The 23,187-nt window shown below is 67.1% G+C and carries 18 protein-coding genes; 11 read left to right on the forward strand and 7 right to left on the reverse strand.

Annotated elements, in window-relative coordinates; all coding sequences use genetic code 11:
* Positions 1 to 156: 156 nt before the first annotated feature.
* Complete coding sequence (locus tag FHU31_RS31250) at positions 157 to 759, forward strand: MerR family transcriptional regulator (protein WP_234901526.1); 603 nt, start codon at positions 157 to 159, stop codon at positions 757 to 759.
* A gap of 3 nt (positions 760 to 762) precedes the next feature.
* On the opposite strand, the gene FHU31_RS19250 is transcribed toward FHU31_RS31250, so the two are convergent.
* From FHU31_RS19250 to FHU31_RS19265, 4 genes are read right to left on the reverse strand one after another with little or no spacing between them, the layout of a single operon-like run.
* Positions 763 to 1,563 carry an ABC transporter permease gene (locus tag FHU31_RS19250; RefSeq protein WP_167161549.1) on the reverse strand — a complete coding sequence of 267 codons (801 nt, stop codon included), beginning with the start codon at positions 1,561 to 1,563 and terminating at the stop codon, positions 763 to 765.
* Positions 1,563 to 2,405 (reverse strand): ABC transporter permease, encoded by an 843-nt coding sequence (locus FHU31_RS19255; RefSeq protein WP_167161551.1) that lies wholly within the window; start codon positions 2,403 to 2,405, stop codon positions 1,563 to 1,565. The genes FHU31_RS19250 and FHU31_RS19255 overlap by 1 nt, the downstream gene beginning before the upstream one ends.
* The gene (locus FHU31_RS19260; protein WP_167161552.1) at positions 2,384 to 3,574 is read right to left on the reverse strand and encodes an ABC transporter substrate-binding protein; all 1,191 of its coding nucleotides are present in this window, start codon (positions 3,572 to 3,574) and stop codon (positions 2,384 to 2,386) included. Before FHU31_RS19260 ends, FHU31_RS19255 begins: the two co-directional genes overlap by 22 nt.
* Positions 3,575 to 3,585: 11 nt before the next feature.
* A complete protein-coding gene (locus FHU31_RS19265; RefSeq protein WP_167161554.1) occupies positions 3,586 to 4,680 on the reverse strand; it encodes an ABC transporter ATP-binding protein in 1,095 nt (364 codons plus the stop codon).
* Between the two features lie 164 nt (positions 4,681 to 4,844).
* On the opposite strand from FHU31_RS19265, the gene FHU31_RS19270 reads away from it, so the two are divergent.
* The 4 genes from FHU31_RS19270 (at position 4,845) to FHU31_RS19285 (ending at position 17,203) form a co-directional block, all read left to right on the forward strand.
* Positions 4,845 to 5,567 (forward strand): DUF1906 domain-containing protein, encoded by a 723-nt coding sequence (locus FHU31_RS19270; protein WP_167161557.1) that lies wholly within the window; start codon positions 4,845 to 4,847, stop codon positions 5,565 to 5,567.
* 559 nt (positions 5,568 to 6,126) lie between these two features.
* On the forward strand, positions 6,127 to 15,351 hold the full coding sequence (locus tag FHU31_RS19275) for a type I polyketide synthase (RefSeq protein WP_167161559.1): 9,225 nt from the start codon (positions 6,127 to 6,129) through the stop codon (positions 15,349 to 15,351).
* 35 nt (positions 15,352 to 15,386) lie between these two features.
* The gene (acpS, locus tag FHU31_RS19280) at positions 15,387 to 15,776 is read left to right on the forward strand and encodes a holo-ACP synthase AcpS (RefSeq protein ID WP_090353927.1); all 390 of its coding nucleotides are present in this window, start codon (positions 15,387 to 15,389) and stop codon (positions 15,774 to 15,776) included.
* Positions 15,777 to 15,871: 95 nt separating this feature from the next.
* On the forward strand, positions 15,872 to 17,203 hold the full coding sequence (locus FHU31_RS19285) for a dipeptidase (protein ID WP_167161561.1): 1,332 nt from the start codon (positions 15,872 to 15,874) through the stop codon (positions 17,201 to 17,203).
* Positions 17,204 to 17,270: 67 nt separating this feature from the next.
* On the opposite strand, the gene bcp is transcribed toward FHU31_RS19285, so the two are convergent.
* Positions 17,271 to 17,744, reverse strand: coding sequence for a thioredoxin-dependent thiol peroxidase (gene bcp / locus FHU31_RS19290; RefSeq protein ID WP_167161563.1), 474 nt, complete (start codon positions 17,742 to 17,744; stop codon positions 17,271 to 17,273).
* A 107-nt stretch (positions 17,745 to 17,851) separates the two neighbouring features.
* Between bcp and FHU31_RS19295 the strand changes: the two genes are divergently transcribed.
* Entirely contained in the window at positions 17,852 to 18,073 is a 222-nt protein-coding gene (locus FHU31_RS19295; RefSeq protein WP_090353170.1) for a DUF3618 domain-containing protein, read from the forward strand.
* 566 nt (positions 18,074 to 18,639) lie between these two features.
* Here the strand turns inward: FHU31_RS19295 and FHU31_RS19300 are convergent.
* Complete coding sequence (locus tag FHU31_RS19300) at positions 18,640 to 19,089, reverse strand: hypothetical protein (RefSeq protein ID WP_167161182.1); 450 nt, start codon at positions 19,087 to 19,089, stop codon at positions 18,640 to 18,642.
* Positions 19,090 to 19,597: 508 nt separating this feature from the next.
* Between FHU31_RS19300 and FHU31_RS19310 the strand changes: the two genes are divergently transcribed.
* The 3 genes from FHU31_RS19310 (at position 19,598) to FHU31_RS19320 (ending at position 21,336) form a co-directional block, all read left to right on the forward strand.
* Positions 19,598 to 19,936, forward strand: a complete 339-nt coding sequence (locus FHU31_RS19310; protein WP_167161564.1) for an ArsR/SmtB family transcription factor — start codon at positions 19,598 to 19,600, stop codon at positions 19,934 to 19,936.
* On the forward strand, positions 19,933 to 20,550 hold the full coding sequence (locus FHU31_RS19315; protein ID WP_167161566.1) for a cation efflux transmembrane domain-containing protein: 618 nt from the start codon (positions 19,933 to 19,935) through the stop codon (positions 20,548 to 20,550). Before FHU31_RS19310 ends, FHU31_RS19315 begins: the two co-directional genes overlap by 4 nt.
* A gap of 456 nt (positions 20,551 to 21,006) precedes the next feature.
* Positions 21,007 to 21,336 (forward strand): hypothetical protein, encoded by a 330-nt coding sequence (locus tag FHU31_RS19320; RefSeq protein ID WP_167161568.1) that lies wholly within the window; start codon positions 21,007 to 21,009, stop codon positions 21,334 to 21,336.
* A 64-nt stretch (positions 21,337 to 21,400) separates the two neighbouring features.
* Here the strand turns inward: FHU31_RS19320 and FHU31_RS19325 are convergent, their stop codons facing one another.
* The gene (locus FHU31_RS19325) at positions 21,401 to 22,444 is read right to left on the reverse strand and encodes a hypothetical protein (protein ID WP_167161570.1); all 1,044 of its coding nucleotides are present in this window, start codon (positions 22,442 to 22,444) and stop codon (positions 21,401 to 21,403) included.
* Between the two features lie 117 nt (positions 22,445 to 22,561).
* Here FHU31_RS19325 and FHU31_RS19330 point away from each other — a divergent pair, with 117 nt between their 5' ends.
* Together FHU31_RS19330 and FHU31_RS19335 are read left to right on the forward strand one after the other, a co-directional pair.
* Complete coding sequence (locus FHU31_RS19330) at positions 22,562 to 22,810, forward strand: hypothetical protein (protein WP_167161572.1); 249 nt, start codon at positions 22,562 to 22,564, stop codon at positions 22,808 to 22,810.
* Between the two features lie 41 nt (positions 22,811 to 22,851).
* On the forward strand, positions 22,852 to 23,187 hold the full coding sequence (locus tag FHU31_RS19335) for a recombinase family protein (RefSeq protein ID WP_234901527.1): 336 nt from the start codon (positions 22,852 to 22,854) through the stop codon (positions 23,185 to 23,187).

Consider the following 23,187-nt stretch of genomic DNA (forward strand, 5'->3'; position numbering starts at 1 on the left):
AGTTGGCTGGAGCCACCGGCGTCGGCGCGTTCGAGGGTAGGTAAAACCAGAATTCGCGCAGATGGAGACTGTAGACGCGGTATTCGAACCCTGTGATCGGTGGCCGTCAGGTAATTCGCTCAACCTGCCGAACTGCGAGTTAGCATGGAAATATGGATGGTTGCAGACACGGATCGGCCCTCGATCTTGCCTGACTACCGCGTGGGTGAGCTGGCCCGAGTTTCCGGGGTGACCGCCCGCAACATCCGTGCCTACCGCGAACGCGGGTTGCTGGACCCGCCACGCCGGGCCGGCAGGGCCGCGATCTACGACGATCACCATCTGGCCCAGTTGCGGGCCATCGACCAACTGCTGCGCCGTGGGTTCACCTCCGCGCATATCGCCGAGTTCTTCGACGCCGTGCGGCGGGGCAGCGATCTGATCGAGCTCCTGGGCCTGTGGCCGCAGGCATTCGTCCTCGCGCTCGACGGTCCGGAGGCCGACGCTCTGCTGCAGGCAGGGCTGGTGCAACGCACCGCCGACGGGCTGGCATGGACGAACCCGGCGATCGGGGTCATCGTCGCGCGGACCGACGACCAGCGCGGCTACGTCCGGTTCATCCTGCAACTGATCGAGGCGGTCGACGGCGACGTGCGCCGGCTGGCCGATCGGGTGTCGGCGACGGTGGGCGGGGTGACGGGCCCGGTCGCCGATCACCACGAACTGGGCCGGCTGGTGGCGACTGACCGGTTGGACCGGGCGCTGGGCGAGCGGCTGTGACCCTTACAGGCGGGTGTTCGCCGGATCGCCCCCGAAGCGTTGTGCCAGCCACACCGGCAGGATCGCCAGCGCGGTCAGCGCCGCGGCCACCACATTGATCACCGGCGCCTGGTTGGGCCGGAACAGATTGGCGAAGATCCAGATCGGCAGGGTCTGCACCGCCGGCCCTGCGGTGAACGTCGTGACCACGATCTCGTCGAAACTCAGCGCGAACGCGAGGATCGCGCCGGCCACCAGCGCACCGCGCATCATCGGCAACGTGACGTAGCGGAACGTCTGCCACGGTGAGGCCCCCAGGTCGGCTGAGGCGTCCTCGAAATGCGTACCGAGGCGCCGTAACCGGGCCTGGGCGTTGTTGAAGACGATCACGATGCAGAACGTGGCGTGCCCGATGATCACCGTCGCGATGCCGAGTGTGACGCCGAGTACCGAGGTGAAGGTCGCGTTGAGCGCGATGCCGGTGACGATACCGGGCAGTGTGATCGGTAGCACGACAAGGAAACTCACCGCCTGCCTGCCGAAGAACCGGTACCGCTGCACGGCGAACGCCGCCATGGTGCCCAGCACCAGGGCGATCGCGGTGGCGGCGAGGCCGACCACCGCGGAGTTGGCCAGGGCTTGCCACATCCCGACGCTACTCGCGGCGTCGACCCACCAGCGCAGCGTGAACCCGGTCGGCGGGAAGGCGAAGCTGCGCGACGCATTGAACGCGTTGACGACGACCAGAAGCAGGGGTGCGTACAGGAACAGCAGCACCAGGGCGGTCCAGCACCGTAGCGCCCACCGGGTCCGCACCGATCGCATCAGACGTTCTCCAAGGCGCCGGTGCGCCGCATCGCCAGCAGGTACGCCACGATCGCCACGAGCGGGATGAGGGACAGGGCGGCGGCCAGGGGCTGGTTGTTGGCGGTCACCAGCTGGCCGTAGATGAGGTTGCCCAGCATCTGGGTCTTGCCGCCGACGATCGTCACCGCGATGTAGTCACCCAACGACAACGAGAAGGTGAAGATCGAACCCGCGGCGATACCGGGAAAGACCAACGGTGCCATCACCGTCCGCAGCGTCGTCGCATCGGAGGCGCCCAGGTCGGCGCTGGCGTCCAGCAGCGTGTCCGGTACTCGCTCGAAGGCCGCGAACACCGGAATCACCATGTACGGCAACCACAGATAGCTCAGCGTGATGACGGTGGCGGTCAGCCCGTAACCCGGTGTGCCGCCTGCCGCCCACGCCAACGGACCTTCCGGTGAGAGCAGCACGCGCCAGGCGTAGGCCTTGACCAGATAGCTCGCCCACAGCGGTGTAGTCACCGCCACGACCAGCAGGAGGCGTACCCGGGGCGAGGCGAACTTCGCCATGAACAGCGCCAGCGGCACCGACAGCACGATGCAGATCACCGTCACCGCCACGGCGATGCCCAGGGTGCGCAGAGTGACCGCGCGGAACACCGCATCGGTGAGCACCCGCACCAGGTTGTCGGTGGTGACCGTCCGGGTGACGGCTCCGGTGAAGCTGTCAGTGCTCCAGAACGCCGAAACAAGGAGAACGGCAAGTGATCCCAGATACGCGATGGTCAGCCAGGCCAGCGGTGGCACCAGCAGCAGTGCCAGCCGAGCGCGGCGTGCGATCACCCCTTGATCTGCTGCCATTTGTCGACCCACTGATCGTAGGTCGTGCAGTTGTCTCCGCTGCCGTCGACGCACTTGCGCTGCGGCGTCGTCCAATAGTGGATCTGCTCAGCGTATTTCGAGTCGGTGGCGTGGAAGACGTCGCAGAAGTCCTTCTGGCTGGTGTGCTCGCAGGCCTTGGTCTGCGCCGGCGCCTCGCCGAAGTACTCGGCGACCTGGGCGTTGACCTCGGGGGAGGTGATCCAGTTCATCCACTTGTACATGCAGTTCGGGTGCGCCGCCTTGGCGGCCACCATCCAGGTGTCCGACCAGCCGGTGGCGCCCTCCTTGGGCAGGATCGTGTTCACCTGCACCTTGTTGTCGCTGCCGATGGTGTTCGCGATGACCTGCCAGGTGGTGCCGATGACGGATGTGCCCGACTCGAAGGCCTGCACCTCTTTGGTGTAATCCGACCAGTACTCGCTGATGTTCTCCCGCTGCGCCTTCAGCAGATCCGCTGCGGCATCGAGCTGTGCGGCGGTCAGCGCGTACGGATTCTTGATGCCCAGTTCGGGTTTCGTCTTCGACAGGTACAGCGCCGCATCGGCGATGTAGATCGGTGAGTCGTAGGCGGTGACCTTGCCCTTGTACTTGCCGGAATCGGTGAACACGGCCGCCCAGGAGTCGGGCGCGTCCTTGACGACGCCGATGTTGTACATCAACAGGTTTGCGCCCCAGCCGTGCGGGATGCCGTACATCTTGCCGTCCACCGAGTTCCACGGCTTGTCCTTGAGGAACGGGGAGATGGTCGCGTAATTGGGGACCAGGTCGGTGTTGACCGGCGCCACGTCGCCGCCGTAGATGAGGCGCAGTGAGGCGTCCCCGGAGGCGGAGACGCCGTCGTACTGACCGGTGCGCATCAACTGCAGCATCTCGTCGGAGGTGTTGCCCACCTTGACGTTCGTCTTACAGCCGGTCTCCTTCTCGAACGGGGTGACCCAGTCCACGGCCTTGTCGTTGGAGCCGTTCTCGGCATAGCCGGCCCAGGCGATGAGGTTGAGCTGGCCCTCGCCGTCGCCGAGCGAGGTCGGTGCCTCGAGCTTGGGTGGGGCCTGCCCGGACCCGCCGCCGTCGGACGCGCTCGAACACGCGGCCAGTAGGGCCACAGTCGCGGCCAGGGCGAGCCCGGTGCGGATCGTGGTTCGTAACATGTGCGGCCTCCTCAGGAGTTCAGCGGATGGACGGCGGAGTCCGGGAACGACAGGACGACGGGGGAGCCGTGAGCCAGGCCGGCCGGCAGCGAGGTGCGCGACGTGAGCACCGTCGCGGTCACGGCGGTCCCGGCCGCGGTGGAGGTCACCCTGGTCAGCGGGCCGGCATAGATGACCTCGGCCACGGTGGCCTCGACGGTGCGGGTGCCCGGACCGGCGGCGCTCCCCGGGGGCAGCACCGCGATCTGTTCGGGGCGCACGGCAAACGTCCCGGTTCGGCCCACCAGCGTCTGGGCGGCGGTGCCGTCGACGACGTTGGAGGTGCCGACGAAATCGGCGACGAACCGGTTGGCCGGATTCTCGTACACCTCGCGGGCCCCGCCGACCTGTTCGATGCGCCCCGCGTTGAACACCGCGAGGCGGTCGCACAGGGTGAGTGCTTCGTCCTGATCGTGGGTGACGATGACGAACGTGATCCCGACGTCGCGTTGGATGGCCTTCAACTCGACCTGCATCTGCTCGCGGAGTTTGAGATCGAGTGCCCCGAGTGGCTCGTCGAGCAACAACACCCGGGGCCTCCCGACGAGGGCGCGAGCCAGGGCGACGCGTTGACGCTGGCCGCCGGAGAGCTGCTCGGGGCGACGGTCGCCGTGCTCGGTCAGCCGCACCATGTCCAGGGCATCGGCGGCCCGACGGCGCCGCTCCGCCTTGGCGACCCCGCGCACCTTCATGCCGTACTCGACGTTCTGGCCCACCGTCAGGTGGGGGAACAGGGCGTAGTCCTGAAACACGGTGTTGACTTCGCGCCGCTGCGGCGGCGCCGTCGTCACGTCGGTGCCGCCCAGTCGGATGGTGCCCGCGGTCGGTTGTTCGAATCCGGCGATCATCCGCAGCACGGTGGTCTTACCCGAGCCGGACGGGCCGAGGATGGCGAAGAGTTCGCCGTCGGCGACGCTGAGATCGGCACCCTCGACCGCGATGACCTCGGCCTGGCGGCCCGGAAAGACCTTTCGGACCCCGATGAGTTCGATGCGCGGATCGCCCTCCCTGTCGAGTCCGGGGCTGACGTCCGCGCTTCCAGCAAGTCCCGATGTCGATGCGGGCATGGTCGAGATCGTATGGATTCACCGGTCAAACCGCAGCACAAGTACGGATTTCGTCTCGTCGCGGGGGTAGCGGCACGGTATCCGCCGGAAGCCGTGAAACTTGATGCATATGCGACCAGTGGCGTTGATGAGGATCATGAGGCAGTTGTCATATTCTGATTCTCGTGTCACTTTCCCGCCGTGATCTGCTGAAATACGCGGCCGCGGCACCCGCAATCCTCGGGATGGGTGCCGCCGTCTCCGCGGCCCTGGCGTCACAGGCCGCCGCCGCACCCCTGGGCGTGCTGCTCGACTACGCGGCCGGGGTCATTCCCGCCCACGACATCCGGGCCTCCGGCGCGATCGGCGCCATCCGGTACGTGTCCGACCGACGGCCCGGCGGAGCCTGGATGCTGGGCAAGCCGATCCAATTGCCCGAAGCTCGAGACCTCTACAAGTCCGGCTTGAAGATCGTGTCGTGCTACCAGTACGGCAAAGCGGACACCGCCGACTGGCTGGGCGGGCAGAGCGCCGGCGTCGCGCACGCGAAACGCGGCTGGCAGTTGCACACCGCGGCGGGTGGACCGGTCGGTGCCCCCGTCTACGCCTCGATCGACGACGATCCCAGCTACGACCAGTACAAGACACAGGTGGCCCCCTATCTGAAGGGGTGGGAGGCGGTCATCGGTCATCAGCGGACCGGCGTCTACGCCAACTCCAAGACCATTGAATGGGCCATCCAGGATGGTCTCGGCTCGTACTTCTGGCAGCACAATTGGGGTTCGCCGGGCGGCGTTGCGCACCCTGCAGCGCATCTGCACCAGGTGGAGATCGACAAGCGCGCGGTGGGTGGCGTCGGGGTGGACCTCAACGAGATCCTGAAGCCGTCGTTCGGGCAGTGGGACTAAAAACTTACTGATCAGTAATAAAGTCCAGCAAACAACTTCCGGAAATTCTCGGGCTTTTATAGACACTTCTGGCGAAACTGTCGATCGAGTCGTGCTGCGCGACAGGCGCCGAAATTCGACATAACGATTTGATAACAATGCTGCTTTGATCTGGGAAGTTATAGCTACTCGACCGTAACCACCTGCCAACAGGACGTTTGTCCCGTAGGACTTTGGTCGTCGTGTGAACCGGCGTTATACGAGCCGTGGTTACTCGAGCGTAGAACTCGCTAGTAACCATTTAGGGGCGGATGATCACACCAGCTCTTATGACACTCTTAGTACGGCTGGACTGCTCTGCTGGACCTGGCCCCGGGGGGTCGCACCACGGTGGGAACACCGAGGCGTGACCCCCGACCATGCCAGCAGACTGCACCGGCCGAGAGCTCATGGAGATTCAGTGCCGAATCGCCGGGGCCTGCATGGGCAGGCCCGTCCGGGATCGGCCGCGATGGCGCGGCGACACCGGCACCATCAGCCAGACGCGTGACGAGATCAGTACCGAGGGAGATGGCAAGACGTGACGATCAATGAACACGACAGAGTGACCGCCAACGGCAAGACCGACCTCGGCCGAGCGTCGCTGTCAGGCGCGCACGCGCTCGTGGATCTGCTGAACGCCGGCGAGCCCTACGCGGTCGCGTTCGGCGGGCAGGGCGGCGGCTGGCTGGAAAGCCTCGAGGAACTCGTCAGCTCCGCGGGCATCGAATCCGAACTGAGCGAACTGGTCACCGAAGCGGACATGCTGCTGGAGCCGGTGGCGCGCGAACTCGTCGTCGTCCGGCCGATCGGCTTCGAGCCGCTGCAGTGGGTGCGCGCGCTGGCCGCCGATGAGCCGCTGCCCGCCCCCAAGCAGCTGATCAGCACCGCCATCTCGGGCCCGGGCATCCTGCTGGCGCAGATCGCCGCCACCCGTGCGCTGCTGCGCCAGGGACTCGACCTGTACGGCACCCCGCCGGTGGCCGTCGCCGGGCACTCCCAAGGCATCGTGGCGGCCGAGGCGCTGAAGGCCAAGGGCACCCGCGACGCCGAGATGCTCGCGATCCTGCAGCTGATGGGTGCCGCGGGCTCCCTGATGTCGCGCCGGCGCGGGATGGTCGGTCGTGGCGACAAGTCGCCGATGGTGTCGGTCACCAACGCCGATCCCGAGCGCATCGCCGAGCTCCTCGAAGATTTCTCCACCGACGTGCGCACCGTGCTGCCGCCCGTGCTGTCCATCCGCAACGGCCGGCGCTCGGTGGTCATCACCGGCACGCCCGAGCAGCTGTCCCGGTTCGAGCTGTACTGCAGCAAGATCACCGAGAAGGAAGAAGCCGAGCGCAAGAACAAGACCCGCGGCGGCGCCGTGTTCGCCCCGGTCTTCAACGGCATCCAGGTCGAGGTCGGCTTCCACACCCCCCGCCTGGCCGACGCCGTCGACCTCATCGACTCGTGGGCCGCCCGCATTCCGGGCATCGACCCCGAGCTCACCCATCACTTCGCGAAGGCCGTCTTCGTCGACCCGGTCGACTGGGTCGCCGAGGTCGAGCGCCTGCACGACGCGGGCGCCAAGTGGATCATCGACCTGGGCCCCGGTGACACCGCCACCCGCGTGACCGCCCCCGTCATCCGTGGGCTGGGCATCGGCATCGTTCCTGCCGCCACCCGCGCCGGCCAGCGCAGCCTGTTCACCGTCGGCGCCGCACCCGAGGTGCCCGCCCCGTGGAGCAGCTACGCGCCGTCGACCGTCACGCTGCCCGACGGCTCGGTCAAGCTGTCGACGAAGTTCACCCGCCTGACCGGACGTTCGCCGATCCTGTTGGCCGGTATGACCCCGACGACGGTGGATGCCAAGATCGTCGCCGCCGCCGCCAACGCCGGCCACTGGGCCGAACTGGCCGGTGGTGGCCAGGTCACCGAGGAGATCTTCGAAGGCCGTGTCGCCGAACTGACCCAGCTGCTGGAGCCGGGCCGTGCCATCCAGTTCAACTCACTGTTCCTGGATCCCTACCTGTGGAAGCTGCAGCTGGGCGGCCGCCGCCTGGTGCAGCGCGCCCGTCAGGCCGGCGCACCCATCGACGGCGTCATCGTCACCGCGGGTATCCCCGAACTGCCCGAGGCCGTCGACTTGATCGAGGAGCTCAACGGCATCGGCATCACCCATGTGGTGTTCAAGCCCGGCACCATCGACCAGATCAAGTCCGTCATCAAGATCGCGGCCGAGGTGCCCGGCAAGGACGTCATCGCCCACATCGAGGGCGGCCGCGCCGGTGGCCACCACTCGTGGGAGGACCTCGACGACCTGCTGCTGGCCACCTACTCGGACCTGCGCAAGCTGTCCAACATCACCATCTGCGTCGGTGGCGGTATCGGCACCCCGGAGCGGGCCGCCGACTACCTGTCCGGCCGGTGGTCGCAGACCTATGGCTTCCCGCTGATGCCGGTCGACGGCATCCTGGTCGGTACCGCGGCGATGGCGACCCTGGAGGCCACCACCTCACCTGCGGTCAAGCAGCTGCTGGTCGACACGAACGGCACCGACATCTGGGTGGGCGCCGGAAAAGCCCAGGGCGGCATGGCCTCCGGGCGCAGCCAGCTGGGTGCCGACATCCACGAGATCGACAACACCGCATCGCGCTGCGGGCGCCTGCTCGACGAGGTCGCCGGGGACGCCGACGCCGTCGCCGAGCGCCGCGACGAGATCATCGCCGCGATGGCCGACACCGCCAAGCCCTACTTCGGCGACCTGGCCGACCTGACCTACCTGCAGTGGCTGGACCGCTACGTCGAGCTGGCCATCGGCAGCGGGGATTCCACCGCGGACACCAAGCGCGCCGATTCGCCGTGGCTCGACATCACCTGGCGGGATCGCTTCGCCGACATGCTCAAGCGCGCCGAGGCCCGCCTGCACCCGCAGGACTCGGGTCCGATCGACACGCTGTTCGCCGACACCGCGCTGCTGGAGGACCCGGCCGCGGCCCGTGCCGCGCTGCTGTCGCGCTACCCGGACGCCGAGACCATCAAGCTGCACCCGGCCGACGTGCCGTTCTTCATCACCCTGTGCAAGGTGCCGGGCAAGCCCGTCAACTTCGTCCCGGTCATCGACAAGGACGTGCGGCGCTGGTGGCGCAGCGACTCGCTGTGGCAAGCCCACGATGCGCGCTACACCGCCGATCAGGTGTGCATCATCCCGGGCACGCAGGCCGTCGCCGGTATCACCCGGGTCGACGAGCCGGTCGGTGACCTGCTCGACCGCTTCGAGCAGGCCGCCATCGACGAGGTCATCGCAAGTGGAGCGTCGCCGGTTCCGGTTGTGTCCCGCCGCCAGGCCCGCGCCGACGTCGTCGGCCCCATCGCCGTCGTGCTGGACTCGCCCGACGTGCTGTGGGCCGGGCGCACCGCCATCAACCCGGTGCACCGTATCGGCGCGTCGAGCGAATGGCAGGTCAACGAAAACCGTTCCGCGGTCCACCCGTCCACCGGTTCACGCCTGGAGCTCACCGAGGCCGGCGTGACGCTGAGCGTCCCGCTGAGCAACATCTGGATCGAGATCAAGCTGACCCTGCCGGCCGCCACCGTCAACGGTGGCATGCCGGTGGTCACCACCGAGGACGCGTCGGCCGCGATGCGCGCCGTGCTGGCCATCGCCGCCGGTGTCGACGGGGTGGATGCGTTGCCGACCGTGGTGGACAACACGGCCACCGTGACCGTCGGCTGGGACCCCGAGGAGATCGCCGACCACACCGGTGTCACCGCGACCTTCGGTGCCCCGCTGGCGCCCGGCCTGACCCTGGTGCCCGACGCGCTGGTGGGCCGCTGCTGGCCGGCGGTGTTCTCGGTCATCGGGTCTGCCGTGACCGCCGACGACTTCCCGGTGGTCGAAGGTCTGCTCAGCCTGGTGCACCTGGACCACGCCGCGCATCTGCTGGCGCCGATGCCCAAGGGCAAGGCCGAATTGACCGTCACCGCAACGGCTGCCGCCGCCAGCGATACCGAATACGGCCGCGTCGTACCGGTGTCGGTGACGATCGCCGATGCCGAGGGCACGGTGCTGGCGACCCTGCAGGAGCGCTTCGCGATCCGCGGACGCAACGGCGCCGCCGAGCTGCCCGACCCGCTGCGGGCCGGCGGTGCCATCACCGACAACGCCACCGAGACCCCGCGTCGCCGTCGCCGCGATGCGACCGTCACCGCGCCCACCGATATGAGCGCGTTCGCCGTGGTCTCCGGTGACCACAACCCGATCCACACCGACCGGGCCGCCGCGCTGCTGGCCGGGCTGAAAGGCCCGATCGTGCACGGCATGTGGCTGTCGGCCGCCGCTCAGCACGTGGTCACCGCCACCGACGGTCGGGCCACCCCGCCGGCGCGTCTGGTGGGCTGGACCTCGCGCTTCCTGGGCATGGTGCTACCCGGCGACGAGATCGACTTCCGGGTCGACCGGGTCGGCATCGACCGCGGTGCCGAGATCATCGAGGTCACCGCGAAGGTCGGCGGCGACCTGGTGATGTCGGCGACCGCCCAGTTGGCCGCGCCGAAGACGGTGTACGCGTTCCCCGGCCAGGGCATCCAGCACAAGGGCATGGGCATGGAGGTGCGGGCCCGGTCGAAGGCCGCCCGCAAGATCTGGGATACCGCGGACAAGTTCACCCGCGACACCCTGGGCTTCTCGGTTCTGCACGTGGTGCGGGACAACCCGACCAGCCTGATCGCCTCCGGCGTGCACTACCACCACCCCGAGGGCGTGCTGTACCTGACCCAATTCACCCAGGTCGCCATGGCGACGGTGGCCGCGGCCCAGGTCGCCGAGATGCGCGAGCAGGGTGCGTTCGTCGAGGACGCCATCGCTTGTGGTCACTCCGTCGGCGAATACACCGCGCTGGCCTGCGTGTCCGGCGTCTACCAGCTGGAGGCGCTGCTGGAGGTGGTGTTCCACCGCGGCAGCAAGATGCACGACATCGTGCCGCGTGACGAGAAGGGCCGGTCGAACTACCGGCTGGCGGCCATCCGCCCGTCGCAGATCGACCTCGACGATGACGACGTCACCGACTTCGTCGCTCAAATCGCGGCGAATACCGGTGAGTTCTTACAGATCGTGAACTTCAACCTGCGCGGCTCGCAGTATGCGATCGCCGGTACGGTGCGCGGTCTTGAGGCGCTGGAGGAGGAGATCGAGCGGCGCCGCGAGATCAGCGGTGGCAAGCGGTCGTTCATCCTGGTGCCCGGTATCGACGTGCCGTTCCACTCGGAGGTGCTGCGGGTCGGCGTCGCCGACTTCCGCCGCGCGCTGGAGCGCGTCATGCCCGAGGGACAGGACCCGGCGCTGATCGTCGGCCGCTACATCCCGAACCTGGTGCCGCGCCCGTTCACGCTGGACCGCGACTTCATCCAGGAGATCCGCGATCTGGTGCCGGCCGAGCCGCTCGACGAGGTGCTCGCCGACTACGACACCTGGCGTAACGAGAAGCCGGAAGCGTTGTGCCGCAAGGTCGTCATCGAACTGCTGGCCTGGCAGTTCGCCAGTCCGGTGCGGTGGATCGAGACCCAGGACCTGCTCTTCATCGAGGAGGCCGCGGGCGGTCTCGGTGTGGAGCGGTTCGTCGAGATCGGCGTGAAGACGGCGCCGACCGTCGCCGGCCTGGCCACCAACACGCTGAAGCTGCCGGAGTACTCGCACAACACCACCGAGGTGCTCAACGCCGAGCGCGACGCCGCGGTGCTGTTCGCCACGGACACCGATCCGGAGCCCGAGCCCGAGGCCGACGAAACCCCCTCGGCGGCAACGGAAGCCGCTCCGGCGGCGGCCGCCCCCGCGGCGGCACCGGCTCCGGCCGCCGCCCCCAGCGGTGGCCCGCGGCCGGACGACATCGCTTACGACGCCGCCGACGCGACGCTGTCGCTGATCGCGCTGTCGGCTAAGATGCGGGTCGAGCAGATCGAGCCGCTGGATTCCATCGAGTCGATCACCGACGGTGCGTCGTCGCGGCGCAACCAGCTGCTGGTGGACCTCGGATCCGAGCTGAACCTGGGTGCCATCGACGGTGCGGCAGAGGCCGACCTGTCGGGGCTGAAGGCTCAGGTGACCAAGCTGGCCCGCACGTACAAGCCGTTCGGGCCGGTGCTCTCGGATGCGATCAACGATCAGCTGCGCACGGTGTTCGGGCCGTCGGGCAAGCGCCCGGCCTACATCGCCGAACGTGTCACCAAGACATGGGAACTCGGCCCCGGTTGGGCCAAGCACGTCACCGCCGAGGTGGCGCTGGGCACCCGTGAGGGATCCAGTGTCCGCGGTGGCAGCATGGGCGGTCTGCACGAGGGTGCGCTGGCCGATGCCGCGTCGGTGGACAAGGCCATTGACGGTGCGGTCGCGGCCGTCGCTGCGCGCAAGGGCATCTCCGTGAGCCTGCCGTCCTCCGGTGCCGCCGGTGGCGGTGTTGTGGACTCGGCGGCGCTGACCGAATTCGCCGAGCAGGTCACCGGACCCAATGGTGTGCTGGCGTCGGCCGCCCGGCTGGTGCTCAGCGAGCTGGGCCTCAACGCGCCCGTCGCCAACGACACCGTCAGCGATTCCGAGCTGATCGACCTGGTCACCGCCGAGCTGGGTTCGGACTGGCCGCGTCTGGTGGCGCCGGTGTTCGATGCGCGCAAGGCCGTGGTCTTCGACGACCGGTGGGCCAGTGCCCGTGAGGATCTGGCCAAGCTGTGGCTGCTCGACGAGAGCGAGATCGACGCGGACTGGGAGCGGCTGTCGCAGCGCTTCGAAGGCGCCGGCAACGTCGTGGGGACGCAGGCCAATTGGTGGCAGGGTCGTGCGCTTGCGGCTGGCCGCCTTACGCACGCAGCGCTGTACGGCCGCGCCGCCGCGGGTGCGGAGAACCCCGACAAGGGTGGCTACGCAAACGAGGTCGCGGTGGTGACGGGTGCCTCGAAGGGCTCGATCGCCGCCTCGGTGGCCGGGCAACTGCTCGAGGGCGGGGCGACGGTGATCGCCACCACGTCCAAGCTCGACGACGACCGGCTGGCGTTCTACCGCACGCTCTACCGCGACCATGCCCGCTTCGGCGCGACCCTGTGGGTCGTCCCGGCCAACATGGCGTCCTACAGCGATATCGACGCGCTCGTCGAGTGGGTCGGTAGCGAGCAGACCGAGAACCTCGGGCCCAAGGCGATCCACCTCAAGGACGCCCAGAACCCGACGCTGCTGTTCCCGTTCGCCGCTCCGCGGGTGGCCGGGGACCTGTCCGAGGCCGGTGCGCGCTCGGAAATGGAGATGAAGGTGCTGCTGTGGGCCGTGCAGCGGCTCATCGCCGGGCTGTCGCATCTGGGTTCCGAGCGCGATATCGCGTCGAGGTTGCATGTGGTGCTGCCGGGCTCGCCCAACCGCGGCATGTTCGGTGGCGACGGAGCGTACGGCGAATCCAAGTCCGCCCTCGATGCCGTCGTGGCCCGCTGGAAGGCGGAATCATCGTGGGCCCAGCGTGTCTCGCTGGCGCACGCGCTGATCGGCTGGACCAAGGGCACCGGTCTGATGGGGCATAACGACGCGATCGTCGGCGCCGTCGAGGAAGCCGGGGTGACCACCTACACGACCGAAGAGATGGCGTCGATGTTGTTGGCGCTGTGCACCATCGAGTCGAAGGTGGCCGCCGCCCGCGAGCCGATCAAGGTCGATCTGACCGGCGGCCTGGGCGAGGTCGAACTCGACATGGCCGAGCTGGCCGCCAAGGCACGCGAGGAGATGCTGGCGGAGTCCGCTTCCGACGAGGACGGTGCCGACGCAGACGGTGCCGGCACCATCGCGGCGCTGCCGTCACCGCCCCGTGGCTACCAGGCCGCCCCGCCGCCGGCGTGGGACGACCTCGACGTCGACCCCGCCGATCTGGTGGTCATCGTCGGCGGTGCCGAGCTCGGGCCGTACGGCTCGTCGCGGACCCGCTTCGAGATGGAGGTGTCCGGGCAGCTGTCCGCCGCCGGTGTGCTGGAGCTGGCCTGGACCACCGGGCTGGTCAAGTGGGAGGACGACCCCAAGCCGGGTTGGTACGACACCGCCAGCGGTGACCTGGTAGACGAGGGCGAACTCGTCGAGCGCTACCACGACGCCGTGGTGGAGCGGGTCGGCATCCGCGAGTGGGTGGACGACGGTGCGATCGACCCCGATCACGCTGCGCCGCTGCTGGTTTCGGTGTTCCTGGACAAGGACTTCACCTTCGTGGTGTCGTCGGAGGCCGATGCCCGGGCGTTCGTGCAGTTCGACCCCGAGCACACCGTCATCTCGCCGGTGCCCGACAGTGCCGACTGGCAGGTCACCCGCAAGGCCGGCACCGAGATCCGGGTGCCGCGCAAGGTGAAGCTGTCCCGCACGGTCGGCGCGCAGATCCCGACCGGATTCGATCCGCAGGTCTACGGCGTCACGCCGGATATGGCCAGCTCGATCGACCGGGTGGCGCTGTGGAACCTGGTGACCACCGTCGACGCGTTCCTGTCGGCGGGCTTCAGCCCGGCCGAGCTGATGCGGTGGGTGCACCCCAGCCTGGTGGCCAGCACGCAGGGCACCGGTATGGGTGGCATGACGTCGATGCAGACCATGTACCACGGCAACCTGCTGGGCAAGAACAAGCCGAACGACATCCTGCAGGAGGTGCTGCCGAACGTCTTCGCCGGCCATGTGGTGCAGAGCTACATCGGCAGCTACGGCTCGATGATCCACCCGGTCGCCGCCTGCGCGACGGCCGCGGTGTCGGTCGAGGAGGGCGTCGACAAGATCACGCTCGGCAAGGCCGAATTCGTGGTCGCCGGCGGTTACGACGACCTGACGCTGGAGGCCATCATCGGCTTCGGTGACATGGCGGCCACCGCGGACACCGAGATGATGCGCGCCAAGGGCATCAGCGACTCGAAGTTCTCCCGCGCCAATGACCGTCGTCGTCTCGGCTTCGTCGAATCACAGGGTGGCGGAACGATTCTGCTGACCCGTGGTGATCTCGCGGTGCAGATGGGGCTGCCGGTGCTGGCCGTCGTCGCCTACGCGTCGTCGTTCGGCGACGGTGTGCACACCTCGATCCCGGCTCCCGGGCTCGGCGCTCTCGGTGCCGGCCGTGGTGGCCGCGAATCCCGGTTGGCCCGCTCGCTGGCCAAGCTCGGGGTGGGCCCCGACGACATCGCGGTGGTGTCCAAGCACGACACCTCCACGCTGGCGAACGATCCCAACGAGACCGAACTGCATGAGCGACTGGCGGTTTCGATGGGTCGCTCGAAGGGCGCTCCGCTGTTCGTGGTCAGCCAGAAGAGCCTGACCGGTCACGCCAAGGGCGGCGCGGCGGCCTTCCAGATGATGGGTCTGTGCCAGATCCTGCGCGACGGGGTCATCCCGCCGAACCGCAGCCTGGACTGTGTCGACGACGAACTGTCGCACGCACAACACTTCGTCTGGGTTCGTGAGGCACTGCACCTGGGCGAGAAGTTCCCGCTCAAGGCGGGTCTGGTGACCAGCCTCGGGTTCGGGCACGTGTCGGGTCTGGTGGCGCTGGTGCATCCGCAGGCGCTGATCGCGGCACTGCCGGCCGATCAGCGGGCGGACTACCAGGCACGGGCCAACGCCCGGGTGTTGACCGGCCAGCGCACGCTGGCGTCGGCGATCGCCGGTGGGCCGTCGCTGTACGAGAAGCCGGCCGACCGCAGGTTCGGGCATGACACCCCGGAGAAGCCTCAGGAGGCCGCGATGCTGCTGGATCCGGCGGCTCGCCTCGGCACGGATGACCACTACTGAAAATGAGCGAACGTGAGTCGGATAGCGTGCCGGGTATGGGCATCGTAGGGGTAGGCATCGACCTGGTATCGATTCCGGATTTCGCCGCACAGGTGGATCAACCGGGCACTGTGTTCGCCGAGACCTTCACACCGGGTGAACGGCGCGACGCCGCGGACAAGAGTTCGTCGGCGGCGCGTCACCTCGCGGCGCGGTGGGCTGCCAAGGAAGCCGTGATCAAGGCCTGGTCGGGGTCACGGTTTTCCAAGCGGCCGATGCTGCCGGAGGGCATCCACCGCGATATCGAGGTGATCACCGATATGTGGGGGCGCCCGAAGGTCCGGTTGACCGGGGCGATCGCCGAGCACCTCAAGGATGTGACGATCCACCTGTCACTGACCCACGAGGCCGATACCGCCGCCGCGGTCGCGGTCCTCGAAGCCTGATCGCCGCGAGCGTGCGTGTCGGTACGCGACACGCCGCTCGCGGTCGGCGGTTTGCGCACGTTCGCCGGTGACGAGGTGCGGCTAACCTCGTCTGCATGACCGATCTAGTCGAACGTGTCCGCGAGCTTCTGCCGTCGGTGCGGCGCGATCTCGAAGAGTTGGTGCGCATCGAATCGGTGTGGGCCGACCCGGCGCGGCGCGGCGAGGTGGCGCGCAGCGCGGAGCTGACGGCAAAACTGTTGTCGGAAGCCGGTTTCGGGGACGTCCGGATCGTCGCCGAGGGTGGGGCCCCCGCGGTCATCGCCCGTCATCCCGCGCCCGAAGGTGCGCCGACCGTGCTGCTGTACGCGCATCACGATGTGCAGCCGGAGGGGAATCCGGACCAGTGGGCTTCGGCACCGTTCGAACCCACCGAGCGCGGCGGCCGGCTCTATGGCCGGGGCACTGCCGATGACAAGGCCGGGATCGCCACGCATTTGGCCGCGTTCCGGGCGCATGACGGCAAACCCCCGGTCGGGGTGACGGTGTTCGTCGAGGGTGAAGAGGAGTCCGGCTCACCGTCCCTGGGAGCCCTGTTGGCCGCACACCGCGATCTGCTGGCCGCCGATGTCATCGTGATCGCCGACTCGGACAACTGGAGCACCGAGATCCCGGCGCTCACCGTGTCGCTGCGCGGCCTGGCCGACTGCGTGGTGGAAGTGGCCACCCTGGACCACGGCCTGCACTCCGGGCTGTGGGGCGGTGTGGTGCCCGACGCGCTCTCGGTGCTGGTGCGGCTGCTGGCCAGCCTGCACGATGACGAGGGCAATGTGGCCGTCGCCGGCCTGCATGAGGCCGACGCCGCCGATGTCGCGTTTCCCGACGAGCGGGTGCGGGCGGATTCCGGGCTGCTCGACGGGGTGGGGCAGATCGGCTCCGGGTCTGTGGTGCAACGACTTTGGGCCAAGCCCGCCATCACCGTCATCGGTATCGACACCACCCCGATCGAGAAGGCGTCCAACACCCTGATCGCGCGGGCGCGAGCCAAGGTGAGCCTGCGGGTGGCCCCCGGCGGCGACGCCGCGGCCCATCTCGAGGCGCTGACCCGCCATCTGCTGGCCCACGCGCCGTGGGGTGCCCAGGTCACCGTGACACCGGGCGATGTCGGCCAGCCCTACGCGATCGAGGCCACCGGCCCGGTGTACGACGCCGCCCGGACGGCTTTCCATACGGCGTGGGGCCGTGAGCCCGTGGACATGGGCATGGGCGGATCCATCCCGTTCATCGCGGAGTTCGCCACCGCGTTCCCCGCCGCCAAGATTCTGGTGACCGGCGTGGAGGACCCGGGTACCCAGGCGCACAGCGTCAACGAGAGCCTGCACCTCGGGGTGCTGGAACGTGCGGCGACGGCGGAGGCGCTGCTGCTGGGTGCGCTGGGTCAGCGCTGACGCGTCGTTTCCGACGTTTCGGTCGTCGAATCGCCGGAGTCGTCACCAGAACGTCGGAAATGGGCTCCTAGACCGAGATATCCCGGCGCAGCTTGGCGACGTGACCGGTGGCCTTGACGTTGTACTGGGCCACCTCGATGTTGCCCTTCTCGTCGACGACGAACGTCGACCGGATGACGCCCTGCACGGTCTTGCCGTACATCGTCTTCTCGCCGAAGGCACCCCACGCGGTGAGCACCTTCTTGTCCGGGTCGGAGAGCAGGGGGAAGGTCAGCCCTTCGTGGTCGCGGAACTTGGCCAGCTTCTCCGGTTTGTCGGGTGAGATACCGACGACGTCCAGGCCCGCCTCGTTGAGTTCTGCGAGGCTGTCGCGGAAGTCGCAGGCCTGCTTGGTGCAGCCCGGGGTGGACGCGGCGGGGTAGAAGTAGACGATGACCTTGCGGCCTGTGAAGTCGGACAAACTGACGGTGTTGCCGTCGGCGTCGGACAGGCTGAAGGCGGGCGCTTTGTCGCCGGGAGCGAGGCGCGGGGTCTGAGGCATACCTGATTACACGTCTTTCTCGTCGACCGGTGCAGCGGAGTGGACTGCGGCTGCTCTAGGGTAGTGCGGCAAGGTTGTGAGTTGTAAGGCGCACATGGAGGGGCACAGTGGCCGACCGGGATCCCGAGACCATCAAGCGCGATATCGATCAGGCGCGCGATCAGCTCGCGTCGACGGTCGACCAGTTGGCGGTGCGGGCGAATCCGCAGCGACTCGCTGATGATGCCAAGGCGCGTGTGCTCGCGTTCGTGAAGAAGCCGGCCGTCGTGGGGTCCGTGGTGGGAACCGTCGTGGTGGTGCTGGTGATCCGGCGGGTCCGCCGCCGCTGAGCGGCGAGTCCAGCACCGGCCGCTGAGCGGCGAGTCAGCGACGCCGGCGGGGCCGAAACCAGCCGACGATCGAGAAGCTGGGGGGATTGGCGGTCATGCCGATGCGGCTGCAGCTGATGACCGCGACCGTGCTGATACTGGGCGTTGTGCCGTCGTTGCCGGTGGCATCAGGCGTCTGCGGTGCGCTTCCGCTTCGCATCAGCTAATACCTCGTTTCGTCCCCCGTGGTTTGCCACAGCCAGCCGCAGCTGGCATGTAGCTAACTTGAGCGTAGCACGGCGCTGGGCGTTGTGGTGCTCCGCTTGAAGGCTTCTTACCTGGTGATTTGCGCCCCGCGGCCGGGCATATAGCTTGCTTGCCCGCAGATTCAGCGCATTTTCGGTGAATGCTGGGCTGTCGCGCCCCTGATATTGACGTCGGCGTCGACTGCAACCCTAGCATCGCCGAGATTGTCGGTGCGTCCGTTTCGCCAAAACTCTCCCTCTCAGCAATGTGTCCCGCATGGTGACGGCGCCGCCGTTGAGAACGACGTCAGCAATTGTCCGGCGGGTGAGGGCAGGGGCTCGCTAGGTGAGGCCCGTTCCGGCGTGATAGCCGTAGTCGCCGACGCCGGTGAGTACGGCCACCATCACCTCGTCGGTCAGGAGGTTCGTGGTCAGGGGCGGTCCCGGGGGTGGCGGCGCCGGTGGTGCCGGTGGTGGCGCGGGATTGGGGCGGCCGACCGGAACCGGGAAGGCGATATCGAGGTCTACTCCGGCGTCCAGCGGGAAAGTGCACCCCGGACCGTAGGTGGCCTTGCTCAGAATCGTCCCGCTGTACGCGGAGGCCACCATCGCGCGCATCTGTTCGAAGCTCAGGATGCACGGATCGGCAGCGGCCGGCGGCGCCGACACGGGCAGCGCAACCGGCGGCAGAACTGGGGCCGGTGGCGGTGGTGGTGCGGCGACGGCGACCGGGGGTGGGGCCGGTGGACGAGGCGGTGGTGCCGGGGCCGGCGGTGCTGCGACACGGATCACGGGCGGAGCCGGCGGACGAGGTGGGGGAGGCGCGGGGACGGGGGCAGGCGGGGGCGCTGCGCGCCGTGGTGGCACGGAGGCACGGGCCGCTGCCGGCGGCGGAACGGGGGCCTGCACGCCGGCCGGCGCTGGTGGGGGAGCGGCGATCTTCGGCACCGGCGCAGCCTGCGGTGTCGAAGTGTCCACGGGTTGTTCGTGATTGGCCACCGCCATGGCGGCACCCACCAGGAGGAGGGGAACGACGCCGCGAGACCAGCGCACGCCAGGGTATGTCACAGTGCGTCCCTCCCGGTGACCTGCGTTGTGGTACCCCGAATCCCGTTGCCGGCGCGAATAATTGGAGCTAACGTCAATTTGTTCGCTGCCGCAAGAAGATCATGGCAGACAGTGCTGCGCTACGCGGCTTTTGCGTGATTTCCGGTGCAGCGATACCGGACCGTGCTCGCTCATTTCGGTGCGAAGCGATCTTGCGCCCAATTAATACAGAAACTTCTGTACTATTGGCGGCGTGGAAACCCTGATTCACACCGACGCGCTGGCGCGGTTCGGGCATGCCTTGGCCGATGCCACCCGCACCCGAATCTTGTTGAGCCTCAATCGGGCACCGGGCTACCCCTCCGAGCTTGCCGAGCAGATCGGCGTCACCCGGCAGATCCTGTCCAACCATCTGACGTGCCTGCGTGGGTGCGGTCTGGTGGTCGCGGTGCCCGAGGGGCGCCGGATGCGTTATGAGTTGGCCGATCCGCGCATCGGCCGCGCGCTGGACGACCTGATGGGTCTGGTGCTGGCGGTCGACCCGAACTGCACCTGCGCGGGCGCGGGCGGCCGGGGGTGCGGTTGCCGATGACCGCAGTGCCGACCGAGCGCCGACGTGCGTTGCTGGCCCGTCGTATCCGATTCCTGGTGGTGGCGACCATCTCCTACAACGTCGTCGAAGCCGTCGTGGCGATCACCGAAGGCTCCCGCGTCTCGTCGACGGCTCTGATCGGGTTCGGCTTGGACTCGGTCATCGAGGTCTCCTCGGCTGTCGCGGTGGCGTGGCAGTTCTCGTCACCGGATCCCGAGTCCCGGGAGAAGGCCGCACTGCGCATCATCGCGCTGTCCTTCTTCGGGTTGGCCGCCTACGTGTCGGTGGACGCCATCACAGCGTTATCCGGCGACGGCAGAGCCGAGCATTCGACCGTCGGAATCGTGCTGGCCGCAGTGAGTCTGATGCTCATGCCGGCGCTGTCCTATGCCCAGCGCCGGGCGGGTCGCGAACTGGGATCCCGTTCGGCGGTGGCCGATTCCAAACAGACGCTGCTGTGCACCTACCTGTCGGGGGTGCTGCTCGTTGGGTTGGTGCTCAACAGCCTGTTCGGCTGGTTCTGGGCCGATCCGATCGCCGGCCTGGTGATCGCGGGCGTCGCGCTCAAGGAAGGCCGGGACGCCTGGCGCGGGGATGCGTGTTGCGCGCACTGATAGGCGTTGTATCGCAGACGTATTCAAGGGAAGGGATGCGGCCGCGACCGGTTGCGGTCTTCGCCCCCGCCGTGGCGATGCCGTGCGAGCGCCCGCCAGCGGCGACGCATCATCACGCGGGTGTGCAGCACCGCCACGCCAACGGATTGTTCTCGACGTTCCCGTCGCGGCCCCGAAACGACAGAAGCCCTGCCGAAGCAGGGCGTCTGTCGATGGTGCGCCGTCAGGGTTTCGAACCCCGGACCCGCTGATTAAGAGAACGTTCCCGGCTAACTTCTGACCTGCGGCGATGATTTGGGCTAGCCCACATTCGTGCAGTTAGATAAGCCTTTCTAAGGCTGCCTGAGTCCGTCTGAGTCCGTCTGAAACTGGCTCAGTTACCGATGAATCTCCCGTCGCGTGGAGACCCTATGGGCGTTTGCTGGCTCTGTCGGACCCCGGAGGTAACGTCGCAGCATGACCGACAAACGATCGCTCGGTAGTGATGAAGCGGGCGACTTAGAAGAAGTGCGGGCCGCAGTGCGCGGAGCGCTCGATACCGACGCGTTTCGAGGCATGGTTGCGCAACAGTTCGAACCACTGGTTGAAAGTGTGGCCAACGGTCTTTCGAAGGTGAGTTTGCATTTTGATCTGGCCGAATCCCGTCAGGCAGTCGGCGACGCGTTGGGTATCGAAGTCAACGCCGAACTAGCTGGCCGGACGCGAACCGCAATCCATGATGAGATCGGGAATGCATTACGGCGCGAGTTCAACCAGGCCTACAACCGGCACGGACCTCTGTCCTAGTCAGACGCGGATCGGGGGCGAGTTCGTCGGCTGAATCTTCTTCGCTGCCTCCACGGTGTCGTATTTAGCGATTCTTAAAGCGCTCAAGCATCTGCATGGCCTCTCGGGTGCTCTTTCGGTCGCGCTCGCCATCTCGATATTCGATCTTGCCTTGTTCACGGTTACGGACTATTTCCACGTAACCGTAGATTGCGTGTTCCAAGCGATGCCATGTATCTGGCGGTTGCGACAGATCTCCGCCGCGCACTCGGGGAATCTGAACCCAGGTTAGGTTCCAGATGAGTTCGATCATGGGTGCGTTCTCGCGAACTAAATCTCTATCAGCGGGATCCTGCACCCATTCTTCGAAAGGCCACTGATTCACGCCCCAGAAATCGCGAGGTACATCGACAGCGAAGCCCATTGCACGAACCATATTGCTGGGCAGAGCTGAAACAAGGCCCTGCACGCGAATTTTTGCTTGCGGCGATTCGTTGCTCTTGAATTCGCTCCACGCTGCGGCGAGCTCAGTGAGCAGCTTCCGGATCTCCGCGCACCAAGCGCGGTCCATCGCCGCTTCGGCATCCCTCTCAACCTCGCGGCGTTTGACGGTCTCTTCAAACGTCTTGTTCGGGACGTCATCTAGAACGTCCTTGAACGTCTGGCGGACGGTCTCGCCTTCGGGTAGCCAGTCGATCTCGACCCCGTTACCGGGACTTCCGTATGTGAATACGGCGTGGAACGCGATTGCATGACCGCGTTCCACAGTTGGACCTATGTCGTCCTCGTGTTGCTCAAAGTAGACGTGTGTGTGTGGATCGACATTGATGAAACGCACATCCTGCGCCGTGAGAGTCCCGAGGTTGCGTAGGACGTATCGGTCGCCGTCGGGATGAACGGTAATTGACCAGCCATACTTGGCCCGTTTCTCATTGAGCAGAGCCAACGCAGAGGTCTTTGCGGAATTATGTTGCGACCTTGATGCTTGGAACTGAGCGAAACACGAAACCGCGAGAGCGCCGAGAGCAATGAGAACTGCGCCGGAGGTGTGGTTGGTAGTGCGGAGCCACCAAGCTGCTATTCCGTAGACGACTGTGATGATTGCGGCTACCAGTAACGAAACCTTCACCTGGACCCCCTATGTCTTCTCGACTTCGTTGTTAGACGGTAACCGTCCCTACCGACGATCCCGGTCAGTGCACTCAAAACTGACAATTGAATCGGAGCAAGAGGATATGGTGCGCAGATGAGCTGGCTTGTCAACGTCTACGCGGATGTACCCAACCTTGTCGTCAGTAAGCCGCTGATCGAGGCATCTCCTCTGTTTACTGATTGGGAATCAGTCGGTGGAGCCGAACGCCGGATCACTCTCCAGATCGATGATGCGGAAGACGCCGATTCGGCTTGCCAGCAAGCCAAGGATGAGATCGAACGGGTGCTCGGTGAGAACTTAGGCAGTGTCAAGGACGCTGCGGCGACGGCGCTCGATACCTAGCGGGCGATCTTCCGGCCGGCGTTTTCGGCGAGCTGGAACGGATGCTGGTCGCCAAACGCCTGCGCGATGGCCGACGCGCCAAGGCCGCTGCCGGGGGCCACGCGACAGGATCGACGCCCTACGGTTGGCGTTCGGGAAAGCGCGGCAACGACAACCCCAACGGCGCGTTGGTTCCGATTCCGGCAGAGCAAGCCGCGTTGCGGCGCATGGCCGAAGTACGCGACGGAGGGTCCAGTACACGCGAGATCGCCGCAACGCTGACCGCCGAACGACATCCGACCAAACGCGGCGGAGCGTGGTCGAGCGCCACCGTGAGTCGCATCCTGAGTCGGCGCGTCATTGATTCCGATAGTGTTGCCGTAGAAGGGAATTCGTAG

The sequence above is a fragment of the Mycolicibacterium fluoranthenivorans genome (assembly GCF_011758805.1).
GTDB lineage: Bacteria > Actinomycetota > Actinomycetes > Mycobacteriales > Mycobacteriaceae > Mycobacterium > Mycobacterium fluoranthenivorans.